A 19,224-nucleotide genomic window follows, 5' to 3' on the forward strand; every position below is an offset into this window, starting at 1 on the left:
GACGGCCGGGAGGCCGGCCGCGGCCGGTTCGGCCGTCGACGGTGAACGCGCGGCCCGCAAGGGGCCCGCACCCGGGGGTGCCAAGCGCGAACGCGCTTGTCCGTTCTACCCCTCCCCCCCTCCAGGCGCGCCGCCGGGAGCGTCCCACCGCGCAGAGTGCGTCCCACCAGCCCGCCGGTGCTGCCCGGACAGCAGAACGCCCACGTTCCCGCTTGCGGAAAGGCAGGCGGAAACGCGGGCGACGGGCCGGTCAGACGCAGAGCGGGGCGAGCGCGGTGTAGCAGCCGATGCACACCGGCAGGGGCCCGCTGGTCTCGGCGGGAGTCTCAACACGCAGCAGCAGGCCGGGCTCGGCGGCCGTCGTACAGCCGGTGGCGCCCGGGAGGCGGTGGAAGATCGCGCACAGGCAGCGACAGCCGCCCGGCCGGTTCTGCTCCCAGTCGAGCAGGACCGGCAGCCGGAGAGTGAGGATGGGTTCCTCGAACCCGGTCACGCAACACCCTCCCCGGAAGCTGACTCCGGCCCGGGGTCCTGAATCTTGAGCCTCCGGAAGTGCGCCTGCATCGCTTCCTCCACGATCGTCTGCGGATTGAGGCCGGTCTCCTCGACCGCGACGGTCAGCATCCGGTTGGTCGCGGGCAGGACGCGCACGGTCAGCGCCTCACGATCCGGACCGCGCGGCCGGCCCCGCCGCCGAGCCGTACGAGAGGCGGCCTTGGGCGTCCGGGTGGCCGGGGCGGCGGGCTCCGGCGCCTGGCCGTCGTTCCCGTCCGCTGAATCGCCAGCATTCCCGCTGGCGGAATCGCCAGCATCGGACCCGTCGCCACCCCAGGAGTCAGGGTTGTCCCAGTCCGGTTCCTGCGAGCCGGAGAGATCAGCGGGGTCCTTCTCGCCCTGACCCGAGCGCTTCTCCTGCTGCGCCTGGCGGGCTTTCTCGGCGAAGGTGGGCATCAGGACTTCTCCTTCAGGTGCGGCAGCGTGTGGAACAGGACCTCGCGGTAGACCTCCTGGAGCAGCTTCGCCTCCCGGCCCGGTGCGGCGGTGATCGGCATGGAGCCGGTGCGGCACACCTCGCGGATGGCGTAGTTGCGGATGATGGTCGGCAGGATCAGGTCCCCGAAGTCCTCGACCAGGCGGTCGCTCCAGTCCTGGTGGATCTGCCGGTACTCGTTCTCGCGCGGCACGATGCTCCGAACGACCCCCGAGACCTTCAACCCCTCGTTCAGGCCGCCGGGGTTGGTGTAGTGCTCGATCGAGGTCATGGCCTCGGTCGCGCCGTCGTGTCCGTCGTCGGTCAGCGTCGCGGGGATGAGCACCTTCTTCGCCGCGATCAGCGCGGAGCCCACGAGCTTCCCGCCGGCGCGCGGCGGGACGTCGAGGAAGAACACGTCGACCTCCTCGCGCAGCCCCCACAGGGCACGCTTCAACCGGAACTCCATGCCGGTGGTGGCATCGGTCTCGCGGTTGCCGAACTTCCGGATGCAGGGCAGCACCCGGACGTTCGAGGGCCAGCCCTTCCCCGCGGGGACGAACGCGTCGCGCGCGATCAGCGCCGGGTCCCGGGGCGGCTTCTCGGGGTCGACGTAGTAGATGTCGTTCACCGACAGCACGGGGTCGGTGATGCCCAGCTCGTCGGTGAGCGTCGAACGCGGGTCCAGGTCGACACCGCCCACACGCAGTCCCATCTCGGCGGCCACGGCGATGAGTCCCGCCGTCAGTGACGTCTTGCCGACGCCACCCTTCTCGCTGACCTCAGCGACGATGTCCGGGTCTTCGGCCACGGGTCCTCCCTCCTTCTTTCAGGTAAGCCGAAGAGTGCCGACACCGCTTGCCTAAGCGCAAGCTGACCCGCACGCTTTCCCGCCTGTGATCCCGCAAGCGGAAAAGCCAGCGGGCCGACCGGAGGGAATCCCGCTGGACTTCGCGCGCTATCTAGCTTGATTGACCGCAAAAGGGCAGGTGAAAGCCATGCCACTATCAGCGAGTGGTAGTGAGTGGTAACGAACGTCAGCGAGCGGCGCGTTTGACCGCTGAACGGATGATGTCGCCGGTGGTGACGATCTGGGCCTGGAGCTGGGCCTTCTGCAGTATGGCGTCGGCGTCCGGGCGGGGGGCCATCGCGGCGCACCACAGGTCGAGGATGGTGACGGCGCCGCGCCGCTCTGCCTCGCGGAAGATGACTTCGGGTCCGTCTCCCCACCGCTCCTGCCACTCCCACAGGGCGGTCACGGCCGGCGCGGACGTCCAGTAGCAGCCGCGGATGAGCTGCTCGGCGAGGGAGCCGGGGAGCTTGACGTGCATCCGGCCGGTGAGCTTGGTCGGCTCCGAGCCGCTGCGCTGGTAGTGCTGCGGGCCGGTGCCCACCCGGCGGCCGGGCATCGCGGCCTCCTCGGCGGGGACGGAGTCGTACTTCTGGTCCAGGCCCCGGCGCTTCAGCTCGGCGCGGACCTCGCGGCTCACCACCAGGTCGCGGGTTCCGGCGAGCTTGCCCCGTTCGCGGAGCCGGCGGAACTCCTTGCGGATCTCCTTGCGGGCCTCGCTCAGCGCCTTGCCCCGCAGGAACTTGATGCCGTGCATCTTCCGGGCAGCGTCCAGCCACTCCTGCTCTGCCTTGTGGCCGGCCCGCACGACGCCGTTGAGCGCGGTGAGGTCATCGGGCTCCAGGGCGACAACGAAAGGCATCAGCGACATGGCGCGCAGTCTAGCTAGATAGACCGGATCACAGACCCGTTCCTGAGACCGTTCACGCGCACGCGCGTAGGACGGTCTCACGAGTTCCACGGTGCTTGCTAAACCGCTAGCATTTCCGCTGGCGAGAAATGTTCAAGCAAGCTAGATAACGCGTGACTAAACGCGCAGGTCAACCCGCGTTTTCGGGTTGTTGCGCGGCCTGGTATTCGGCTCTACCGTGCCTTACAGGAACCTTCACAGGAGGTCGTCTTGCCCCGCTCGATTCCGCCCCTCCCGGGTCTCACCCGGTACACCCGCTGGGACCAGGTCCCGGACGGCCTGCACACCAAGACCCAGCTCGGCCGGATGGACCCGCCGCTCAAGCCCGGTGCCGACCCGGTGGGCCAGGTGCTCTACAACGGCAACAGCTACGCCCCGCTGTACGACGTGGACACCGCCGTGCCGAAGCGCACGGTGTCGCCCGCGCAGCGTGCCGTCCTCGACCGCGCCCGCGAGCTGCAGTACCGGTGCCGGCGGTGCGGCGCCGAGGAGACGGAGCCGCTCGGCAAGGGCCGGTTCTGCGATCCGTGCCGGTACGCGATGACGCTGTGGGACCAGCACAACCAGGCGCAGACCCTCGCGCGCGAGCTGCTCGCCGACCCGGCCGCCGTGCTCCTGGTCGTGGACGTCGAACCCGACTCGCTCCCCGAAGCCCAGGGCGTCGCGGTCGTCGCCGTGCACGACGGCCAGGTCCTCTACGCCGCCCCGGCCGGGGAGTACGGCAGCCCCGAGCGCGGCGCCGTGCTCGACCAGCTCGACTCGCTCCTGGCGGACCGGCGGGTGGTCGAGGAGCCTGACTTCATGGGCCCCCACCGCCGCTACCCGCAGGCCCTGCTGCGCCCGGCCAACTCCGGACCGGTCGCCTCCGGCCGCGACCCGCTGCACCCGTGGGCCGCGCACCACTCGGCGGCGAACGCGAGCGTGACGCGGATCTGGGCCGGGTGGTTCGGCTGGACCGACCGGCACTCGTCCACCACCGCGTGCGCCCCGTGGGAGTGGAGCGGCGACCTCCCGATGCCGTGGACGCGCTCGCTGGACGTGGCGGCGGACGGGCAGGCGATGGCGGCCGTGCTGCACCGCATCGCGGACGGCACCGAGCCGGTCTGGGAGAGGGCCGCCTGGACACTGGACGGGTACGGCGTCGGCCTGCCGGAGGTGAGCGCCTGATGTCCTCGCTGCGCATCATGGACTCCGACCCGGGCAAGGCACAGCGCACCGCCGACGCCGTGCAGCGCGCACTGGAGGCATCCCCGGAGGTCGTCCTCGGCAACGTGTCCGTCGTGCCCAACCGGCGTGACGGCGGCGCCCGGGTCTTCATGGAGGTGCTGCTCCTGGAGGCACCGGCCGCGCCCGGCGACGACGACCAGGAGGTGACCGTCGAACGAGCAGACCGGCCACGGCCGCGCACATCACGGCGGTCCCTGCCGCGCGGTGGCCGCGGGGAGGTGGGCGCCTGATGTCGGCCTCCGACGTCTGGCGTTCCCCGGCGGGAGAGCACTTCCGCTCCTGGGGACGCGAGTACGGCTCGACCGTCGTCACGCTCCGGCCCGTCACGTACGACGCGGACACCGGCCAGTGGAGCACCGACCGCAACGCGCTGCCGGTCGAGGTCGAGGCGGACGTGTTCGAGGAGACGTACGTCCAGGTCCCGCTCGAACGGCTCCGGGACCCGCGCATCACCCGGCTGACCGGACTCGTCCACGAGCTGCTCGCCGACTACGAACGGACCACGGGCCGCCCGCCGGCGGACGCCGAGGCCATCCGCACCGAGCTGGAGGCCGTCGCCGAGATCCCCGAGGAAGCGCGCAAGCGACGCCACGGTGCCGCCCGCGCCGCCGCACACCAGGGCTTCCACCGGGGCCGTGGGCGGTAGTCGGACGGACTGACACCTCTTGCAACTCGCGTTCCGTCCAGGACGAAACAGGCCCGTGCCGACAGCGGCGCGGGCCTTCGTCATGCCGGGCGGGGCTACGCGGTGCCGCTCTCCAGCGAGTCCAGCAACGAGGGCTCCCACACCCGTACGCCGATCGCCGCGGGCCCCCGGCCCAGCTCCCGGGCCGACGCGTTCGCGGCCTCGGCCGCCCGCATCGTGTTGTCGTACAGCTCAGGCCAGGTCCAGTAGATGACGTACGTGACGGCGTCGGACCACACGTACGAGAGCATCAGCCGGGTCAGCCGCGGCACGTCCTTGCGGGTGCGCTCCAGCTCGTGCGCCCATACGACGTCCATCTCCTCCAGCCGCACCGAGGCGAGGTCGGGGAACTTCAGGCCGCCGGTGCCCAGCCCCGCCGTCATCTCGACCCCGTCGTACAGCCGCCACTCGTGGCCGGCCGCCGGGTTCGGCTCGCGCCGCCGGATCTCCCGCTCGGTCACCACCAGGTGCCGCCGGTTCCGCTCGATGAAGTGCGCGACGTCGACCACCGCCAGGTCGTGGTGGAGCTCGGCGAGCTTCGGGCGGGCGACGTCCCCGTGGATGCCCACCGCAGTCATCCCGGCCCGGGTCAGCCAGTGCACGCGCGGGACGTCGGCGAGCATCCGCCGGCCCTCGACCAGACCCAGCTCCGACAGCGCCCGCATCCGGCGCTCGACCACCTTCACCGACAGGTCGAAGCCGCGGGCGATCTGCGGGGACGTCACCCCGCGCCAGCGGCCCACCCACCCCAGCAGCTCCAGGTCCCGAGAGGTGAGCTGCCATCGCCTGCCCTGGTCCACCACGGCCCCCTTCGTGATCACTCGGTCAAGGCCGCGAGTGTAAACACGGGTGTACTCCAGCCCATGCCCCAGGGTGTTCCGAGGGTGTTCCCGACCTGCCTCCCCAGGGTGTCGGTGAGCTGCGCGTTCGCCCCGTCCCGACCGACACCACACCCACCCTTCGTCCCTCTGAGTGGGTGTGGTGTCGGTCGGGACGGGGCTGAGGTCAAAGAAGGATGAGGGGAGGCAGGTCGGGAGGTCAGGGTCGGTGAGCAGGGTCAGGAAGGGTGCGGGGATGAAGCAGGGGGAGAGCGGCGGCGGGCATCTGGTGGTCGTCGGAGTGGGTGCGGAGCGGCTGGGAGAAGCAGGGCCGGGGGTCGAGCAGCGGGCGGAAGCGGTGGCGGACGCGGTGTGCGAGCTGGTCGACGTGGTGGCGCCGGGGAGCTGGAGTGCGGGCGCGGTCGAGGACGCGGCCGACGCCATCGACCTCCTCGCCGAGGCCCTGGCGGCGATCGACCCGGAGGCCGCGCGCGCCCTCGCGGCGGTGCCGGCCGCCACCGCCGCACTGCGCCGCCGACTCGTGCCGGGGGCCGTCGAGGAGGCGCCCGAGGTGCCCGCGCCGCGCTCGGAGCGACCGCCGCGGCGAGGACTCGGACCCGGATGGAAGGGCGTACGGACCACCGGCTGAACCCGTGCAACCGGTCCAACACCCGGTGGTCGACCAAACTCGTCGGACATTGCGGACTCTCCGCAGCTCACAGGCTTGCAAGTCCAACAGGGTGAGGCCGATCCTGCTCCAACTCAGGGGTATGAGGATGTGCGGGGAGCGGGGGCCGGCGGCCGGGGCGCGGCGGGTACCCGGGGTACCCGGTCGGATCATCGTTCTCCCGTGGGGGACGGCTGTCCCCGACCGCGAGGATGCTGGAGAGGTGACCAGCAAGGTGCGACGGTGCGGCTGCTGCCGGGCAGTGCTGCCGAAGGACGCGGGGCCCAACCGGCGGTACTGCGACGCGACGTGCCGGAGCAGGCACTGGCGGCGTGTCCAGCGCCGGGAGAACATCTTCCAGCGCGCGGTCCAGCAGGGGATCGAGATCCTCGCGGGCGGCGTCGACCGGTACGTCGAGGGCCGGTGCCCGGTCTGCGGGTGGAGCGTCTCCCTGCGCAAGCGGCGTGACTCGGTCTACTGCTCGCCGCGCTGCCGTACGAGGGCCTGGAGGCTCCGGGCCGGGCTCCGTGACGCTTCCGAACGCTCGTTGCCGGAGACGTCACCCGGTGACGCGTAGCCGTAACGATGGATCATGGGGAGCCGGAGCGGCTGTTACATAGGTGGTCGCTCATGTAACACCCCGCCGAGCAACGGCGGCACTGGCCGTTTTCTGTTTCATAGGCTGTTTCAAATGGTCTGGCATCTGAAACAGACACATGAAACAGTGATCGCGTGACCGACGACTTCCAGCGCGTTGAAGCGCACGACTGCCCCATGTCCACCTGCGCGGCCCCGGCGGGCTCGCCGTGCCGTACGACCAAGGGCCGGGTGGCTATCCAGTACCACACCGCCCGGTTCCGGCTCGTGCCCTCGCTGGCGAAGACGCTGAACGTCCCGGTGCCCGCCGTGCGCAAGCCGGGCACGGCCTGGGTGGAGCTGCCGCGCCCGGCCGGGGCCGGCGCCGAACCGGTCGGCCACGTCCGCATCGGGTACGCCCGTGCGTCCACCGCCCGCCAGTCGCTCGACTCCCAGCTCGACTCCCTCGCGGAGGCCGGTGTCACCCGGGTCTTCTCGGAGAAGGTCTCGACCCGCGTCACCTCGCGCCCGGAGCTGGAGAAGGCGGTCACCCTCGCCCGCGAGATCCGCGCCTCCGGCGTCGCGGTGACCCTCGTCGTGCACGAGCACAAGCGGCTCGGCCGCGGCATGGACCTCGCGGTGCTCGCCGAGGAGCTGCGCGCGGGCGACATCGGCCTGCAGTTCCTCACCGGCGACCTCCAGGGCAGCCACGACCCGGGTGGTGTCGTCTTCACCGTCCTCGCCGCGATGTCGGGCATGGAGCGCGAGTACATCCGCGACCGCACCCTGGAGGGACACGAGTCGGCCCGCCTCCGGGGCAAGAGCATCGGCGGCGCGAGCGTCACCAACGACGACATGCTCGGCATGGCGCTGCATCTGCGGGACCAGGAGCTGAGCCTGCGCGAGATCGCGTCGCGGCTCGTCATCACCAAGGGCAGCAAGAAGGGCCAGCACCCTTCCGCGCCGACCGTCATGCGAATGCTGCGCGAGCACGACGACCGGGTGGCCGCCACGAAGCCCACGGCGGCGCTGGAGGCCGCTGAGAGCCGCTGAGAGCACCACAGGGCACCAACGGGGCCCCGGAGCCGCCCACGGGCGCGCACGGGGCCCTTCCCGCGCTCCGGGACGGTCTCCGGTTCGTCAGGAACGATCCTGCGGGCGGAGACGGCCGTGGCAACGCGTGGATACCGGCGTAGCCACCCAGTAGCCACCACGGCGGCCGGGACGAACCGCACGGCAGCAGGCGGAAGCGAGTTAGTGCTCACTGATATCAGTAAGCCGCCGCCGCGCACTCGGCGCGCGGAGTTTCCTCGGCGACCGGGCACGGTCGGGTGGCGGGAGTTTCCGCCGACGGACGTGGCGAGCGGTCCGGCCCTCACTCGCCCGCAGGGAGCGGAAGCGAGTTAGTGCCAACTGGGCCCACTTTCGTGGCGGCCGTCGACGGGGCCGCGCCTGAGCCCGGTGGCCGCTGGTGGCCTTCGCCGGCCCCCAGGCCCCCGCTCCGGTCGGCATCCCCCGGCGCGGTCCGGCATCGTCCTGGCGACGGCCGTCCGCGCCGGAGGACACCGCCCCCTGGGGGACTCGGCTCGGCATCAGGGGGCGGCAGCGAGTTGTGGGTTACTGACCCCAGTAAGCCCGTGGACCGCGCGCACGGGTTGGTCCGTTCGTCTTCGCGCGCGCCCGCGATGGGGCGGTCCAGAAAGTCCAGAAACTCGACCGCCAGGACGGCGAGCACGACCAGGAGCACGACGACGTCGACGGTCCGGCCGCCGCTGGGGACACGACTTCGCACGGTCTCCCGCCCGGAGGGGGGTCCGTAGGGAAGTAGTCGGCGTGCGACGTCGCCGGAGACCGTGCCGAACGTGCTGGTCGTAGGGCCGGGTGAGGCACGGCCGCGCGAGGGCTGGCGCGACCAGAGGCGCGACCTGAGACGGCACCAGAGGCGCGACCAGAACCGCGACCAGGAGCGCGACCAGAGGTGCGACTTCGTACGTCGACCAGCCGGAGGGGTGCCGTACAGAAGTAGTCGGCGCGCCGGAGCACCGCCGCTGCCCCTTGACCACCCAGCTCAGCCCCACGAGAGAACCGCGGCCGCCGCCGCGTGGAGGCAAGTTGTACGGCAAGCCCGGAAGCTAGCTGTAGGGCAACTTGTACGGCCAGTTGTAGAGCCAGTTGTAGGGCAAGCCGGTGAGCGAGGACCAAGGTATCGTCACTCCGCTCCGATACCGGGGGCCCCGAAACCCGACGTGGCCACCGGCCCGAGCACCGCCAGGACCACGCCCCGCGCCGCGGCTGCTGTTCGCCGAGCGCGTCGAGGCAGAGCAGCTCCTGGACGACGTCGAGCACCAGGCTGTGGCCGACCACAAAGGCCGGCGGACCCTTGGGCCGGGCATCTCGCGGGAGCCAGAGGGGTCCCCAGGGAAGTAGTCGGCGTCCGCTGGCCCTCGCGGTGCACCCCTGGTCCTCCAGGTCAGAGCCGTGCTGCACCGGTATCCGCCCGCTTCCCGAAGAGGACCTGAAACGGGACCCGGTAGAGAACCCGAAACGGGACTCCAAACGGGACTCGCAACAGGACCCCAAACGGAACCCCGGGTGTCCACCGCCGTGCTCGGAGAGCCCGACCGTGGACACCCGCTGCTGCGCATCGACCGTCCCGTCCACCGCGCTCCGCGCTTCATGATCGAGACGGTCACACCTCATGCATTACGAATGACCTCGGTTTCGTCCGTGACGAAAGACGGCGCGCATCGACCCCGTCCGCCACGCGCTGAAGGGGTCGTGGGCGCGCACCGCGTGCAGCTGCACGACGTGGTGCGTCGCCACCCGCACCGGGTGCGCTGCACCGTCCGCCGGCGGGTGCGCACCGGTCGGTGCAGCGCACCCCCGCCAGGTGGTGCACGACACCCAGCGCACCGGCAGCCCCCGGCCGGTGCGCACCCCGGGAGCGATGCTCACGGGATAACTTGCTCGACCGCCGTAGGACGGTCGTGCGGGACAACTTGCTCGGCTCGGCCGGGCTCGCGGAAAGCTATGCTTCCGCACCAACTTGCTCGCCGAGAACGACGTCGGGGGGACGCTGTCCGGCCGCGGATCGACGGTGCAGACCCTCGTCCGGCTTCTGTTCTGCAGGCGGCTGAGGGGTCCTCAACCGCGATGCTTGCGAGCCTCCCGCTCCCGGCGGCGACGCTCTGCACGGGAGAGCGCAGGCTGCGCAACGGGAGCCGAGTAGGGCGCCAGCGTGAGCCCGGAACCGCGACGCAGCTCGTCCACGACGGCCTCGCAGGCACCCGCGAGCATCGCCCTCTGGTCGGCGGTGAACCTCCCGGACTGCGCATCGCCCGCGAGGTACTGGAGGGCCTGGAACCACTCCTGCGCACCCTCCGGCAGGGTGTACGGCGCACCGCTCGCACGCGCCGCGGGGATGCGGCGCACCTCTCCCGGGCCGCGCCGTACGACGGTGCGGGTGACCGTCTCGGTGCGCTCGATGACCTCCCGGACCGGTTCGGTGGTGCGCCCGCCGACGTCGACCGGACGGTCCGCGCGGGCCTGCGCCGTGCGCAGTTCGGAGGCGCGCTTGCGGTGCGAGTCCTTGCAGTAGCGCGGGGGCCGGCCGACGCCGGAGTAGTCGATCGGGTCGCCGCACCACTCGCACGTACGGCGCACCAGGCGGTCGTGCACGGTCGTCTTCACGCGCTCGGCGAGGACGTCGCCGAGCTGCTCCTGGTCGTCGTTCTCGGTCGTCGGCACTCGCACGCCGAGCATCTCGGCGAGTTCTTCATCGGTGTACGGCCGCTGCTGATTCGTCACGGACGAAACCTAGGTCATTCGTAATGCATGAGCTGTGACCGGGTTGGCCTTGCCGTGGAATCGGCGCAGGTCAGCACGCCCGATGCAAAAGTGCCAGAGGTGCGCGGTCATCGAGGCGTCGTTCACCGGGGGCGCGCACGGTCCCCGGGTCGGGAGCGAGCGGCATGACATCTCTTGCAACTCCGCAACGCGCAGGTCAGCGGAGCCGCGCGGTAGGCCAAGGCAATGCACATGGTGTGCTTCGTGCAGCCGTTACGTCCGGGACGAATTGGCGTCTACCGGAAGAGCAGGTCAGCGGGCGGGGAGTCCGTGTGGCGGGCCGGAGAGCAAAAGTGCCAGAGGTGTACGTGCGCGGGCGGCTGTCCGGCGGGGTGCTCCTGGTCGTCGTTGTCGACGGCGGGCCGGGGTGGGCGAGGCCCGATCAAGGAGGGCAGCAAGATGGAGGCCGGGACACTCCCCGGCCAGGAGCAAGTTGGTGCGGGAGTCATACTCCCGCGCGGAAGTATGACTCTCCCGCGTGCCCGACCGAGGTCGAGCAAGTTATCGGTGAAGACACTCTTCGTCGTCGGACCGGGGGCGGTCCGAGTCGTGGCGGGGTCGGCGGCCGGTGGGCTCGCGCCTACCCTGGGCACGAAGCGACCCCCGGCACTTACCCTGCCGGGGGTCGCTTCGGTGGTGGCGCCGGATCAGGGTCCGGCGATGAGCCAGAGGATCAGCACGGCGTCCAGGTCGCGGTCGTGGCGGTAGACGACGGTGATCCCGCGTCCGCCGGTCTGCTCGGGGAGCAGGTCGATGGCGTACGACTCCGAGCGGGGGTCGGCGTCCGGCAGCCCGCGCGCGTGGTCGGGGGTGGGGTCGTCCTCCAGGGAGGCCCGCACCGACATGACGGCCGTCCGTTCGCTGACGGTGAGGTCGCCCCGCAGGATCTTCTCGGCGGCGTCGCTGTAGAACGCGTAGGTCACCTGGCGTTCCTCTCGGCCATCTTCTGGCCCAGCTCGAAGGCGACGTCGTGGGTGGGGCGCATCAGGGCCGCCATCGCCTGCGGGTCGCACCGCAGCAGGACCCGGTGCCGGTACGCCTGGGTGATCTCGCGGACACGGGTGAGGTCGTCCAGGTCCGCGTCCGCCAGCTCCCTCTCGAACTTCTCGGAGTCGCCCGGGATGCCCCACACACTCAGGGCGTTGCGCAGTTCGGCGAGCGTGCGCATCGGCGGCGCGACGTCGTGGTGCTCGGGTTGTGCGGTCACTGCCCCTCCTTGGGTCGGTGGTGTCGAGTCTCCTACGCTCCCGCGCTCGGGACAGCCTCTTCGAGCGCGACGATGACGAGGGCGTGGTCGACCAGCCGGTGCGCCGGGATCTCGCCCCGGTCGGCCATCTCCCGGAGCGCCGGCAGCTTGCCGAGCACGACGACCAGGAGGTCGAGCAGCGCGCCGAGGATGCGCGGGCGGGCCTCGGTGAACGCCTCCCACAGTGCCGACTCCGGCCGGGGCGCGGTGATGTGCTCCAGCTCCACGACGACCGTGCGGTCCACCAGGTCGGCCCTCAGCTCGTCGGGCGCGATGGTCCCGGCGAGGATGACCGCACGGCTGGGCTCCTCGACCGTGACCGGGGTGTCGGTGTAGAGGGGGCGCCGTACCGTCGTGCCGCCGGTCACCGCGCGGCACAGGCGGTCCGAGGTCTCGTCGGGGATGCGGGTGACGTTGTCGAACACGGCGACCGCCCCGGCCTGTGCGGCCTGCCACGCGTCCTCGTTGTGCGGGAGCCGGCCGAAGGGCACCACCCCCGCGTCCAGGAGGTGGGCGAGCATCCGGGCCGTCAGGGACTTGCCGCTGCACGGTCCGCCGGTGAGGAGCAGCAGGGGGCGCGGGATGTCGGGGAGCATCCCGGTGACGAGCCAGGGGACGATGCGCGCCCACGACTCGTCCGTGACGTTCAGCAGGTCGCGCAGCTCGGTGAGCGAGCCGCCGCTGACGGGCGGGAGCGGTTCGGTGTTCGGATTCATGCCGGTCCTTCTGATCGGCCGGGGCCGCCGATCGGCCCCGGGGTCCGTCTGTCCAACGAGCGGTGGGTCGATCAGTCCTTGTACGCGATGGGGCTGAGTCCGGAGTGGGCCCGGTTGAGCGCCTCGAACAGCGTCTGGGCCGCCGCCTTCGCCTCGGCGAGGCCGTCGTACGTGGCGGCGAGGTCGGTGTCGAGCGTGTTCCTGTCGCTGCGCAGGTTCCCGCTCGCCTCAAGGTGCTTCACCAGGGCCTCGGTCTGCTCCAGGGCCTGCGGGAGGACCATCGCCGCCTGAGAGAGGTTGCCGACCACGCTGTAGGCGTCGCCGGGGAATTCCCAGTCCTCGTCTCCCCGGGTCGGGGCGAGCGTGGCGTGGTTGAGGGCACGGAGGGCCTCGTACGCGTCGTCGGCGAGCTTGGCGGGCGTCTTGTCGGTCATGGGGTCGGTCTCCTCTGAGATGCGGTGGTGGTTGTGGTCGTCTCGGTGGTCGTCGTCAGCCGTCGAGTTCGGCGCGGAAGCGCCGGGTGCGCTCCTCTCCGTCGAGGACCGCCTGGCGTACGGCCTCGTCCTTGATCTGCTCGGCGGGGTGCAGCAGTTGGCCCGCGCGGTACGCGCGAGCGAAGGCAACGGCGGCAGTGGCGGTCTTCGCTCCGTCCAGGTCCCGTCCGGCGAACCGCTGGAAGGTCTCGCCGTCGTCGGTGACCTCCTCGCCGAGCCGGGCCTCGAAAGCGTCGAGCGCGCTACGCAGCCCGCTCACCTTGTCCCAGGCGTAGTAGAGGTTGCCGTCCTCGATGGCGCCCGCGATGCGGCCGAAGTGGTCGACAACGCGGGCGTACTCCTCGGCGAGGTTGTTCTCGGGGGTGGAGCCGCCGAGCAGGGTGTGCAGGTCCGTCATGAGGTGGTGCCTTCCTTGTGCGGCGAGCCGGGGCCGCCGTGGTGGCGACCCCGGGTTCATCCTGTCGTGCGGTTCGGACAGCGCTGGGAGGATCAGGCGATGTCGCCCGGAAGGGGACCACCGCGGCCGCCGTCCAGGTCGACCATGAGCATGTCGGTCGGGTTCAGGGCCTCGGGGGCCCTGGGGATCAGGTCGAGGATGTCGGCGTGGTCGAAGGCGAGCGTCGGCAGGCTGGAGGCGGGCCACCAGCGGGCGGTGCGGGCGTCGTCCCCGGCGACGATCGGGGTGCCGGCCGGAACGACGGCGAGGTAGGCGGCGGTGACGTACCGGCCGCGCGGGTCCCGGTCGGGCCGGTCGAAGACACCGATCTCCCGCAGGTCGGAGGCCAGGACGTGGACGCCGGTCTCCTCGGCGAGTTCACGGACTGCCGCCTCGATCGCGGTCTCTCCCCTGTCCACGTGACCACCCGGCAAGGCCCATGCGCCCTCGTGCGGCGGCCAGCCGCGCTCGATGAGCAGCACGTCGCCGTCCGGCGTCATGGCGACCACGTCGGCGGTGTAGCGGATGGTCTCGGGCTCGGGCTCGGTGCGGTTGTGGACTCCGGCAGGCAGGAGGTCCTGGTCGACATCGCGGTGCTCGATGGTGGCCTCGTCGCCGACGCCGAGCAGCAGCTCGTGCGTGAGGCGGGCCAGGCCGACGCTCCGGTGCCGGCCGCCGGTGCAGCCCCACGCGATCGTGACGTCGGCGCCGGTGTCCTCGGCGAGGCCGCGGGCGGTGGCGACCGCGTTGAACGCGAGCCGCTCGGCGCCCGGAGTGTCGCGGACGTGGTCGTACACCGGCTGGTCGAGGCCCGTGAGGGTCTTCAACTCCTCGTTGTGGAACGGGTTGCGGAGCAGGGCCCTCAAGTCGAAGACCAGGTCGGCGGTGGGGGCGGGGGCGTGGCCGTAGCCGAAGGACACGATGCGGATGGTGGTCATGTCAGCTCTCCTCGAATCGCTTGGTGGCGCAGGGCGGGCAGAGCGGGATCTGCCGGTGGTCGGTCTCCTCGGGGTAGAGCGCGGTCGAGAACGGGTCGGCCATGACCTGCACGTCCGGCTTCTGCTGGCCGCACTCCTCGCAGCGCGTCAGGAGCGGCGCCAGGAGGTCGAGGGCGTGGCGGATGCAGTCGCCGGTGCTGTCCTGGACGAAGCCCTGGGCCTCGTCCAGCAGCTCGGTGACGCGGTCGATGTCGTCGTGGTCGACCTCGGTCACCGACACCGTGATGGTGCCGACGACGTCGGCGACGGCCGCGAGAACGCCGGCGTCGGGGTGGGCCGGGTCGTACAGCGCCTGGAGGGCGGCGGCGTGCGGGCCGACGTCCTCGGTGCGGCACGCCGCGTCGCGGATGCGGTCGAGGCCGATGCGCACGATGGCGACGGCCGCCTGCAGTTCCTGGTCGAGGGGGAGCTTCGGGGTGCGGTCCACTGGGGTCCTTCCGGAGTGAGTCGCGGATTATCTAGCTGGTTTGGCTGTGTGTGCCCTGCTTACAGCGCCGCGATGAGGAGCGCGGCGACGCCGAGGAACAGGTGGTGGAAGCTCTGGTCGAGGGCGTAGGCGCCGGTGCCGAGCGTCGGCGCGTACCCGCCTTCGGCGTTGACCGGGTGCGCCGGGTTGGCGGGCGTGCCGAGGCTCAGGAACTCCGTCTTGCCGGTGACCTTGGCGAGCCAGGCGAGCGTCGACCGGCGGTCCGCCCACCAGTGGGTTGCCGCGTCGATGCCGAGGCCGGCCACCACGCCGGTGACGGTGACGGGGAGGTCGAGGACCAGGACGACCGCGGCGAGCGCGATGCCCTTGGTGATCGTCAGTCCGAGGACGTGCATGGTGCAGGCGATCCGACCGGCGCGGCTGGACTGGCCGGGGTTCCGGTCGTTCTCGCCCTTGTGGGCGGCCTGGTGGGAGGACTGGACCCAGTGGTCGCCGACGCTGTGCGCGATGTACAGCGCGATGAACACGGCGGCGAAGACGGCTGCTGCGGTCATGGGTTCTGGCTCCTTCGGGAGGCGGTGCGCGGTCGGGGTGATCAGCGGTCGGTGCGGACGGTCCAGCCGCCCTCGAAGTTCCGGCGGATCTCCAGGCCGGGGCCGGAGATGCGGCCGGGTCCGGCCTGGACGCTGCCGGGCTGCAAGGCGTCGAGCTGCTCCAGGAGCGCGGCGACCTGCGTGGCCAGCTCCAGCGCGCGGGCGTTCTCGTCGGCGCTCGGCATCGTCTGTCGCATGTCATCCCCTGAGTTAGTCGCTTGCGTTTCCGCTGGGTTTTTCGCTTGCAGTAATTCAATGATGCAGACTCCGAGTCTGCATGTCTAGGGGTTCGCAGACTCCGAGTCTGCATAGCGTGGGTCTGTGCTGGTCAGGCCCGGAAAGAATCTCGCGGACGGCGGGTGTCGTCCGCTCCCGGGGCGCGTACCGGGTGTGGTCCGCGTCTCACCGGAGCCGCTCAGCACTCAGCCCGGAAGCGGCCGGGCTTGCGGCCGGTTCCGGGCTGATCTCCTGCCACCCAAAAGCGGGGGAGGGCGGGTGCTGGCCAGGGCGACGTCGCCGGGTGCGGGTCAGCGGGCGGGCTGCTCCTGGTCGCGGTCGGCGTCGGCCTCTTCGCACGCCTCGCTGCAGTACGGGCCCCGGTGGTGGATCGGGGCGCCGCACAGGGCGCACTCTCCGGGCTCGGGCTCCAGGTCCTCGTACGGGTCCCACTTCGGCTCGTCGGACCACGGGTCGTCCTCCGGGGCCGGCACGGGACGCAGGCCGGTGAGGATGTCGAGGACGACCCACAGGCGTTCGCCGCCGAGGCCGTACTCCGGCGCGATGATCGAGACGTACGTGCCGTGGGCGACCTGGTCGTAGAGGGCGCGGTCGAGGCCGGGCCACTGGATGGCCATGTCCGCCCGGCCGATCCGGCCGCCGAACGCGGTGACCGCCTCGCCGTCGCGGGTCGTGACGACCACGCCGTCCTCCTGGAGGCCGCCGTCGCGGCGGTGGTCGTTGATCCGCACGATGAACCCGGCCGCGCTCGCGGCGGCGACCAGGCGGTCGAGCAGCTCGGCGTCGGTGACGACCAGCTCGACCGCGGCGCGCTGCTCCCACCACAGGCCGTCCGCGCCGGTGCCCGCGAATCCGGGCTGCGAGCAGGTGGTGACGTACCCGGCCCGGCACAGCGCAGCGAGGGTGGGCACCAGGTGCGCGGTCTCCTCGTCGGGCCCGAACCGCGGCTGGTAGCCGGGACGGGAGGCGATCTCGCCCTCCAGCCACAGCGCCATCAGCGTGCCGAGGTCGAGGACGGAGCGGGCGGACTTCCAGCGGCGACGGTCGGCGCGGCTCATCCAGGGCAGCGGCATGGTGGTCACCGCCCCACGATCATGTTGCCGTGGCCGTTGTTCATGTGGTCCACGCACGCCGGGCAGTCCTCGCGCGGACCGAGGTGCTTGTGCTGCTCGCGGCTGTCGTAGGCGTGGAGCCAGCACTGCGTGCATTCGCCGGCGGGCGGGTTGAGGGCCTTCTTGCTCGGCATCGCGGTCTCCCGATCAGTGGTTGACGGTGGTGGTGGACCGGCCGAACCACTTGTTGTGGTTCGAGACGTGCGTGTGGTTCTCGACCTTCGGACCGGCGGCGGCGGGCGCGATCTTCCACGCGACGATGGCGATGGCCAGCCACATCAGGGCGCCCGCGCTGATCCCGGCGAGCGGGGCCAGGGCCTGCCCGATGCCCCATCCCGTCCCGGCCGCGAGGATGCCGCCGGCCGCGATGCGCTGGGCTCGCACGTCGAACAGCGGCTGCGGGGTGAGGTCGCGGGGCGGCATCGGCTGCATCGCGGCCGGGGCGGCGGACCGGCGCATCGGGACCATCTGCCCGTACGCGTCCGGCACCCAGACGACCGGGTCGTTCTCGGCGTACAGCTCGACCGGGCCGGAGAGCGGGGCCTGGACGGGGAGGCGGTAGTGCGGGGTGACGTCGACCTCGTACGGGCGGTACGGCTGCACCGCGGCCTCGGTGCGCGGGATCTGGGGGGCGCTCTCGGTGCTCACGGTGGTGACCTCCGCTTTCTGGGTCTGGGGAAGTGGCCGGCCCCCGGGGGTTCCGGGGGCCGGGCCGGTCAGTTCTGGCGGTACGGCTTGGTGCGGCGCAGGACGTGGTCGCGGGAGAAGCCGGTGGCCTCCACGACGTCGAGCTGAAGCGCGTTGCCCGCGTCCAGCTCGGCGGCGATGGCCTGCCACATCGCCTCGTCGGCGGCGGCCTTGGCCTTCTCAGCGGTCTCGTGCGCCTGGTCGCGGACCTTCTTCAGCTCGGTGAAGCGGTCCTTCGCCGCGGCGCGGCTTTCCTGGTCGGGGCTGGGCATTGCTGGCTCCGTTTCGGTGTCGGGGATGATGTGGCTCCCCCCGCTGCCCTTGCGGAGCGGGATCGGGGCCCGTGGCGGTCGGCGGACCTTGGCCGGGATGGCGACCGCCACGGGGCGTCCCTACTTTCTCGCGGGGATCGCGGGGGAGGGGACGGTGTTCTCGGCGGCCGTGGCCACCGCCTGGAGGACGTCGCGGGTGGAGTCGGCGGCGGCGTCCAGGTTCTCGGTGAGCGTGCCGTATCCGAGGTCGCGGGCGCGGGCCTTGAGGGCGGTGAGGTAGTGCCAGGTGTCGTGGAGCTCGTCGTGCAGGTCGAGCAGGCCGGGCTGGAAGGCGAGGGAGTCGCTCAGCCGGTCGGCGCCCTCTCCGTGGGTCCGGGCGCGCTCGGCGAGGGTGTTGAAGCAGTTGTCGGCGATGACCTCGCGGACCTCGTCGGCGGTGTCGTACGCGTGGGCCATGCCGACCAGGCCGTAGAGGAAGGTCACGAGGCGGTTGGGCTTCTTCACTGCTGTCTCCCCTGCTTGCTTTTCTGCTGGCGGATTTGATCGCGGGATTGCTTGCGGACAGCGTCAGTTCTTGCTGACGTGGCCGTTGCGGGTCTTGGCGATAACGTCCAGCTCGGGGCGGTTGGAGACGCCGCGCAGGCGGACGTTGCCGTTGTGGGCGCGGGCCTCGATCTGGCCGCTCGCCGAGGGGGCGGCGGACAGCTCGACGTTGCCGTTGTGCGTGATGAGCCGGGCGGCGCCACCGCCGTAGGTGCCGATGTAGGTGTTGCCGTTGTGGGTCTCGATGTCGGCCCACTCCTGGACGGCCTGGATGTCGTTGTCGCCGTTGTGGCCGCGCACCTTGGCCCGGCCGACGATCCCGGCGCGCAGGCTGCCGTTGTGGGTGTCGAGGTCGAGCGCGGCGAGTACGCCGGTGACGACCAGGTCGGCGTTGCGGGAGTTCATCCGCACGCCGGACCCGGCGGGCAGGGTGACGAGGACCTCGATCCCGCTGGAGACCGTGCCGCTGCCGCCACCGGTGATGACCTGGCCGTTGACGATGGTCACGCCGGTCACCGAGCCGGTGATGTTGCCGAAGATCTGTGTGACCCGGGTGCCGCCGCGGCTGGTGGTGACGGTCTGGGTGATACCGCCGGCGCCCCCCTCGACCTCCGGGACGGTGATGGTCAGGCGCTGGCCGTCCTGGCTGACCCGGGACTTCGCGACGGCGTCCGCCGAGGGGCCCGTGGCGTCGTCGGTGCGGACCTCGGCACGGGCGACACTGGCGGCCGGGTCGATGGTGACGCGGACGGTGCCCATCGGGCAGGTGATGTCGGCGAGTACGGGACCGACAGCGGCGGGGGTGGGGAGGTTCTTCGAGGTCATGCCCTGCTCCTTCAGCTTGTTTCCGCTTGCTTTATCGCTTGCGGTAATTCAATGATGCAGACTCCGAGTCTGCATGTCCAGGGGTTCGC

General features: G+C 71.4%; 27 protein-coding genes. 6 read left to right on the forward strand and 21 right to left on the reverse strand.

All coding sequences use genetic code 11. The features are described from left to right. Positions 1–250: 250 nt before the first annotated feature. From B7R87_RS32800 to B7R87_RS32815, 4 genes are all read right to left on the reverse strand, one after another. Positions 251–493 carry a DUF6372 family protein gene (locus tag B7R87_RS32800; protein ID WP_006351117.1) on the reverse strand — a complete coding sequence of 81 codons (243 nt, stop codon included), beginning with the start codon at positions 491–493 and terminating at the stop codon, positions 251–253. Continuing rightward, positions 490–951, reverse strand: a complete 462-nt coding sequence (locus tag B7R87_RS32805; protein ID WP_006351118.1) for a hypothetical protein — start codon at positions 949–951, stop codon at positions 490–492. Before B7R87_RS32805 ends, B7R87_RS32800 begins: the two co-directional genes overlap by 4 nt. Further along, positions 951–1,781 (reverse strand): ParA family protein, encoded by an 831-nt coding sequence (locus tag B7R87_RS32810; RefSeq protein ID WP_006351119.1) that lies wholly within the window; start codon positions 1,779–1,781, stop codon positions 951–953. The genes B7R87_RS32805 and B7R87_RS32810 overlap by 1 nt, the downstream gene beginning before the upstream one ends. 226 nt (positions 1,782–2,007) lie before the next feature. Beyond that, positions 2,008–2,691 carry a hypothetical protein gene (locus B7R87_RS32815; RefSeq protein WP_006351120.1) on the reverse strand — a complete coding sequence of 228 codons (684 nt, stop codon included), beginning with the start codon at positions 2,689–2,691 and terminating at the stop codon, positions 2,008–2,010. Between the two features lie 249 nt (positions 2,692–2,940). Here B7R87_RS32815 and B7R87_RS32820 point away from each other — a divergent pair, with 249 nt between their 5' ends. The 3 genes from B7R87_RS32820 to B7R87_RS32830 are packed head-to-tail and all read left to right on the forward strand — an operon-like array spanning position 2,941 to position 4,603. After that, entirely contained in the window at positions 2,941–3,897 is a 957-nt protein-coding gene (locus B7R87_RS32820) for a hypothetical protein (protein ID WP_006351121.1), read from the forward strand. Continuing rightward, positions 3,897–4,187 (forward strand): hypothetical protein, encoded by a 291-nt coding sequence (locus B7R87_RS32825; RefSeq protein ID WP_006351122.1) that lies wholly within the window; start codon positions 3,897–3,899, stop codon positions 4,185–4,187. The genes B7R87_RS32820 and B7R87_RS32825 overlap by 1 nt, the downstream gene beginning before the upstream one ends. Further along, on the forward strand, positions 4,187–4,603 hold the full coding sequence (locus B7R87_RS32830; protein WP_006351123.1) for a hypothetical protein: 417 nt from the start codon (positions 4,187–4,189) through the stop codon (positions 4,601–4,603). The genes B7R87_RS32825 and B7R87_RS32830 overlap by 1 nt, the downstream gene beginning before the upstream one ends. A gap of 95 nt (positions 4,604–4,698) precedes the next feature. Here the strand turns inward: B7R87_RS32830 and B7R87_RS32835 are convergent, their stop codons facing one another. Then, the gene (locus B7R87_RS32835; protein ID WP_040917214.1) at positions 4,699–5,463 is read right to left on the reverse strand and encodes a helix-turn-helix domain-containing protein; all 765 of its coding nucleotides are present in this window, start codon (positions 5,461–5,463) and stop codon (positions 4,699–4,701) included. A gap of 253 nt (positions 5,464–5,716) precedes the next feature. Here B7R87_RS32835 and B7R87_RS32840 point away from each other — a divergent pair, with 253 nt between their 5' ends. From B7R87_RS32840 to B7R87_RS32850, 3 genes are all read left to right on the forward strand, one after another. Then, a complete protein-coding gene (locus B7R87_RS32840; protein WP_006351125.1) occupies positions 5,717–6,109 on the forward strand; it encodes a hypothetical protein in 393 nt (130 codons plus the stop codon). Between the two features lie 241 nt (positions 6,110–6,350). After that, entirely contained in the window at positions 6,351–6,704 is a 354-nt protein-coding gene (locus tag B7R87_RS32845; protein WP_157997850.1) for a hypothetical protein, read from the forward strand. 155 nt (positions 6,705–6,859) lie between these two features. Next, positions 6,860–7,756: a recombinase family protein gene (locus B7R87_RS32850; protein WP_006351127.1), complete on the forward strand. Its 897-nt coding sequence runs from the start codon at positions 6,860–6,862 to the stop codon at positions 7,754–7,756. 2,091 nt (positions 7,757–9,847) lie between these two features. Here B7R87_RS32850 and B7R87_RS32855 read toward each other — a convergent pair. The 16 genes from B7R87_RS32855 to B7R87_RS32930 form a co-directional block, all read right to left on the reverse strand. Beyond that, positions 9,848–10,510, reverse strand: coding sequence for a hypothetical protein (locus tag B7R87_RS32855; RefSeq protein WP_006351128.1), 663 nt, complete (start codon positions 10,508–10,510; stop codon positions 9,848–9,850). A 686-nt stretch (positions 10,511–11,196) separates the two neighbouring features. Continuing rightward, a complete protein-coding gene (locus tag B7R87_RS32860) occupies positions 11,197–11,472 on the reverse strand; it encodes a hypothetical protein (RefSeq protein ID WP_006351129.1) in 276 nt (91 codons plus the stop codon). Beyond that, positions 11,469–11,756 (reverse strand): hypothetical protein, encoded by a 288-nt coding sequence (locus B7R87_RS32865; protein WP_006351130.1) that lies wholly within the window; start codon positions 11,754–11,756, stop codon positions 11,469–11,471. Before B7R87_RS32865 ends, B7R87_RS32860 begins: the two co-directional genes overlap by 4 nt. A gap of 32 nt (positions 11,757–11,788) precedes the next feature. Further along, positions 11,789–12,511, reverse strand: coding sequence for a hypothetical protein (locus B7R87_RS32870; protein ID WP_006351131.1), 723 nt, complete (start codon positions 12,509–12,511; stop codon positions 11,789–11,791). A gap of 71 nt (positions 12,512–12,582) precedes the next feature. Beyond that, a complete protein-coding gene (locus B7R87_RS32875) occupies positions 12,583–12,945 on the reverse strand; it encodes a hypothetical protein (protein ID WP_006351132.1) in 363 nt (120 codons plus the stop codon). 55 nt (positions 12,946–13,000) lie between these two features. Beyond that, complete coding sequence (locus tag B7R87_RS32880; RefSeq protein ID WP_006351133.1) at positions 13,001–13,402, reverse strand: hypothetical protein; 402 nt, start codon at positions 13,400–13,402, stop codon at positions 13,001–13,003. Positions 13,403–13,494: 92 nt separating this feature from the next. Then, positions 13,495–14,379, reverse strand: coding sequence for a RapZ C-terminal domain-containing protein (locus tag B7R87_RS34345; protein WP_006351134.1), 885 nt, complete (start codon positions 14,377–14,379; stop codon positions 13,495–13,497). A gap of 1 nt (position 14,380) precedes the next feature. After that, positions 14,381–14,866 (reverse strand): hypothetical protein, encoded by a 486-nt coding sequence (locus B7R87_RS32890; protein ID WP_006351135.1) that lies wholly within the window; start codon positions 14,864–14,866, stop codon positions 14,381–14,383. Between the two features lie 59 nt (positions 14,867–14,925). Further along, positions 14,926–15,420 (reverse strand): hypothetical protein, encoded by a 495-nt coding sequence (locus tag B7R87_RS32895; RefSeq protein ID WP_006351136.1) that lies wholly within the window; start codon positions 15,418–15,420, stop codon positions 14,926–14,928. Between the two features lie 41 nt (positions 15,421–15,461). Next, a complete protein-coding gene (locus B7R87_RS32900) occupies positions 15,462–15,656 on the reverse strand; it encodes a hypothetical protein (protein WP_100249311.1) in 195 nt (64 codons plus the stop codon). Positions 15,657–15,986: 330 nt separating this feature from the next. Next, complete coding sequence (locus B7R87_RS32905) at positions 15,987–16,769, reverse strand: DUF6919 domain-containing protein (protein ID WP_391119374.1); 783 nt, start codon at positions 16,767–16,769, stop codon at positions 15,987–15,989. 5 nt (positions 16,770–16,774) lie between these two features. Continuing rightward, positions 16,775–16,942: a hypothetical protein gene (locus B7R87_RS32910; RefSeq protein WP_006351139.1), complete on the reverse strand. Its 168-nt coding sequence runs from the start codon at positions 16,940–16,942 to the stop codon at positions 16,775–16,777. A 13-nt stretch (positions 16,943–16,955) separates the two neighbouring features. Continuing rightward, the gene (locus B7R87_RS33290; protein ID WP_006351140.1) at positions 16,956–17,456 is read right to left on the reverse strand and encodes a hypothetical protein; all 501 of its coding nucleotides are present in this window, start codon (positions 17,454–17,456) and stop codon (positions 16,956–16,958) included. A gap of 68 nt (positions 17,457–17,524) precedes the next feature. Beyond that, a complete protein-coding gene (locus tag B7R87_RS32920; protein ID WP_040917216.1) occupies positions 17,525–17,767 on the reverse strand; it encodes a hypothetical protein in 243 nt (80 codons plus the stop codon). A gap of 120 nt (positions 17,768–17,887) precedes the next feature. Beyond that, positions 17,888–18,271: a hypothetical protein gene (locus B7R87_RS32925; RefSeq protein WP_006351142.1), complete on the reverse strand. Its 384-nt coding sequence runs from the start codon at positions 18,269–18,271 to the stop codon at positions 17,888–17,890. Between the two features lie 63 nt (positions 18,272–18,334). Next, complete coding sequence (locus tag B7R87_RS32930) at positions 18,335–19,135, reverse strand: DUF4097 family beta strand repeat-containing protein (protein WP_006351143.1); 801 nt, start codon at positions 19,133–19,135, stop codon at positions 18,335–18,337. Positions 19,136–19,224: the final 89 nt, after the last annotated feature.

The organism is Streptomyces tsukubensis, assembly GCF_003932715.1.
Lineage (GTDB): Bacteria > Actinomycetota > Actinomycetes > Streptomycetales > Streptomycetaceae > Streptomyces > Streptomyces tsukubensis.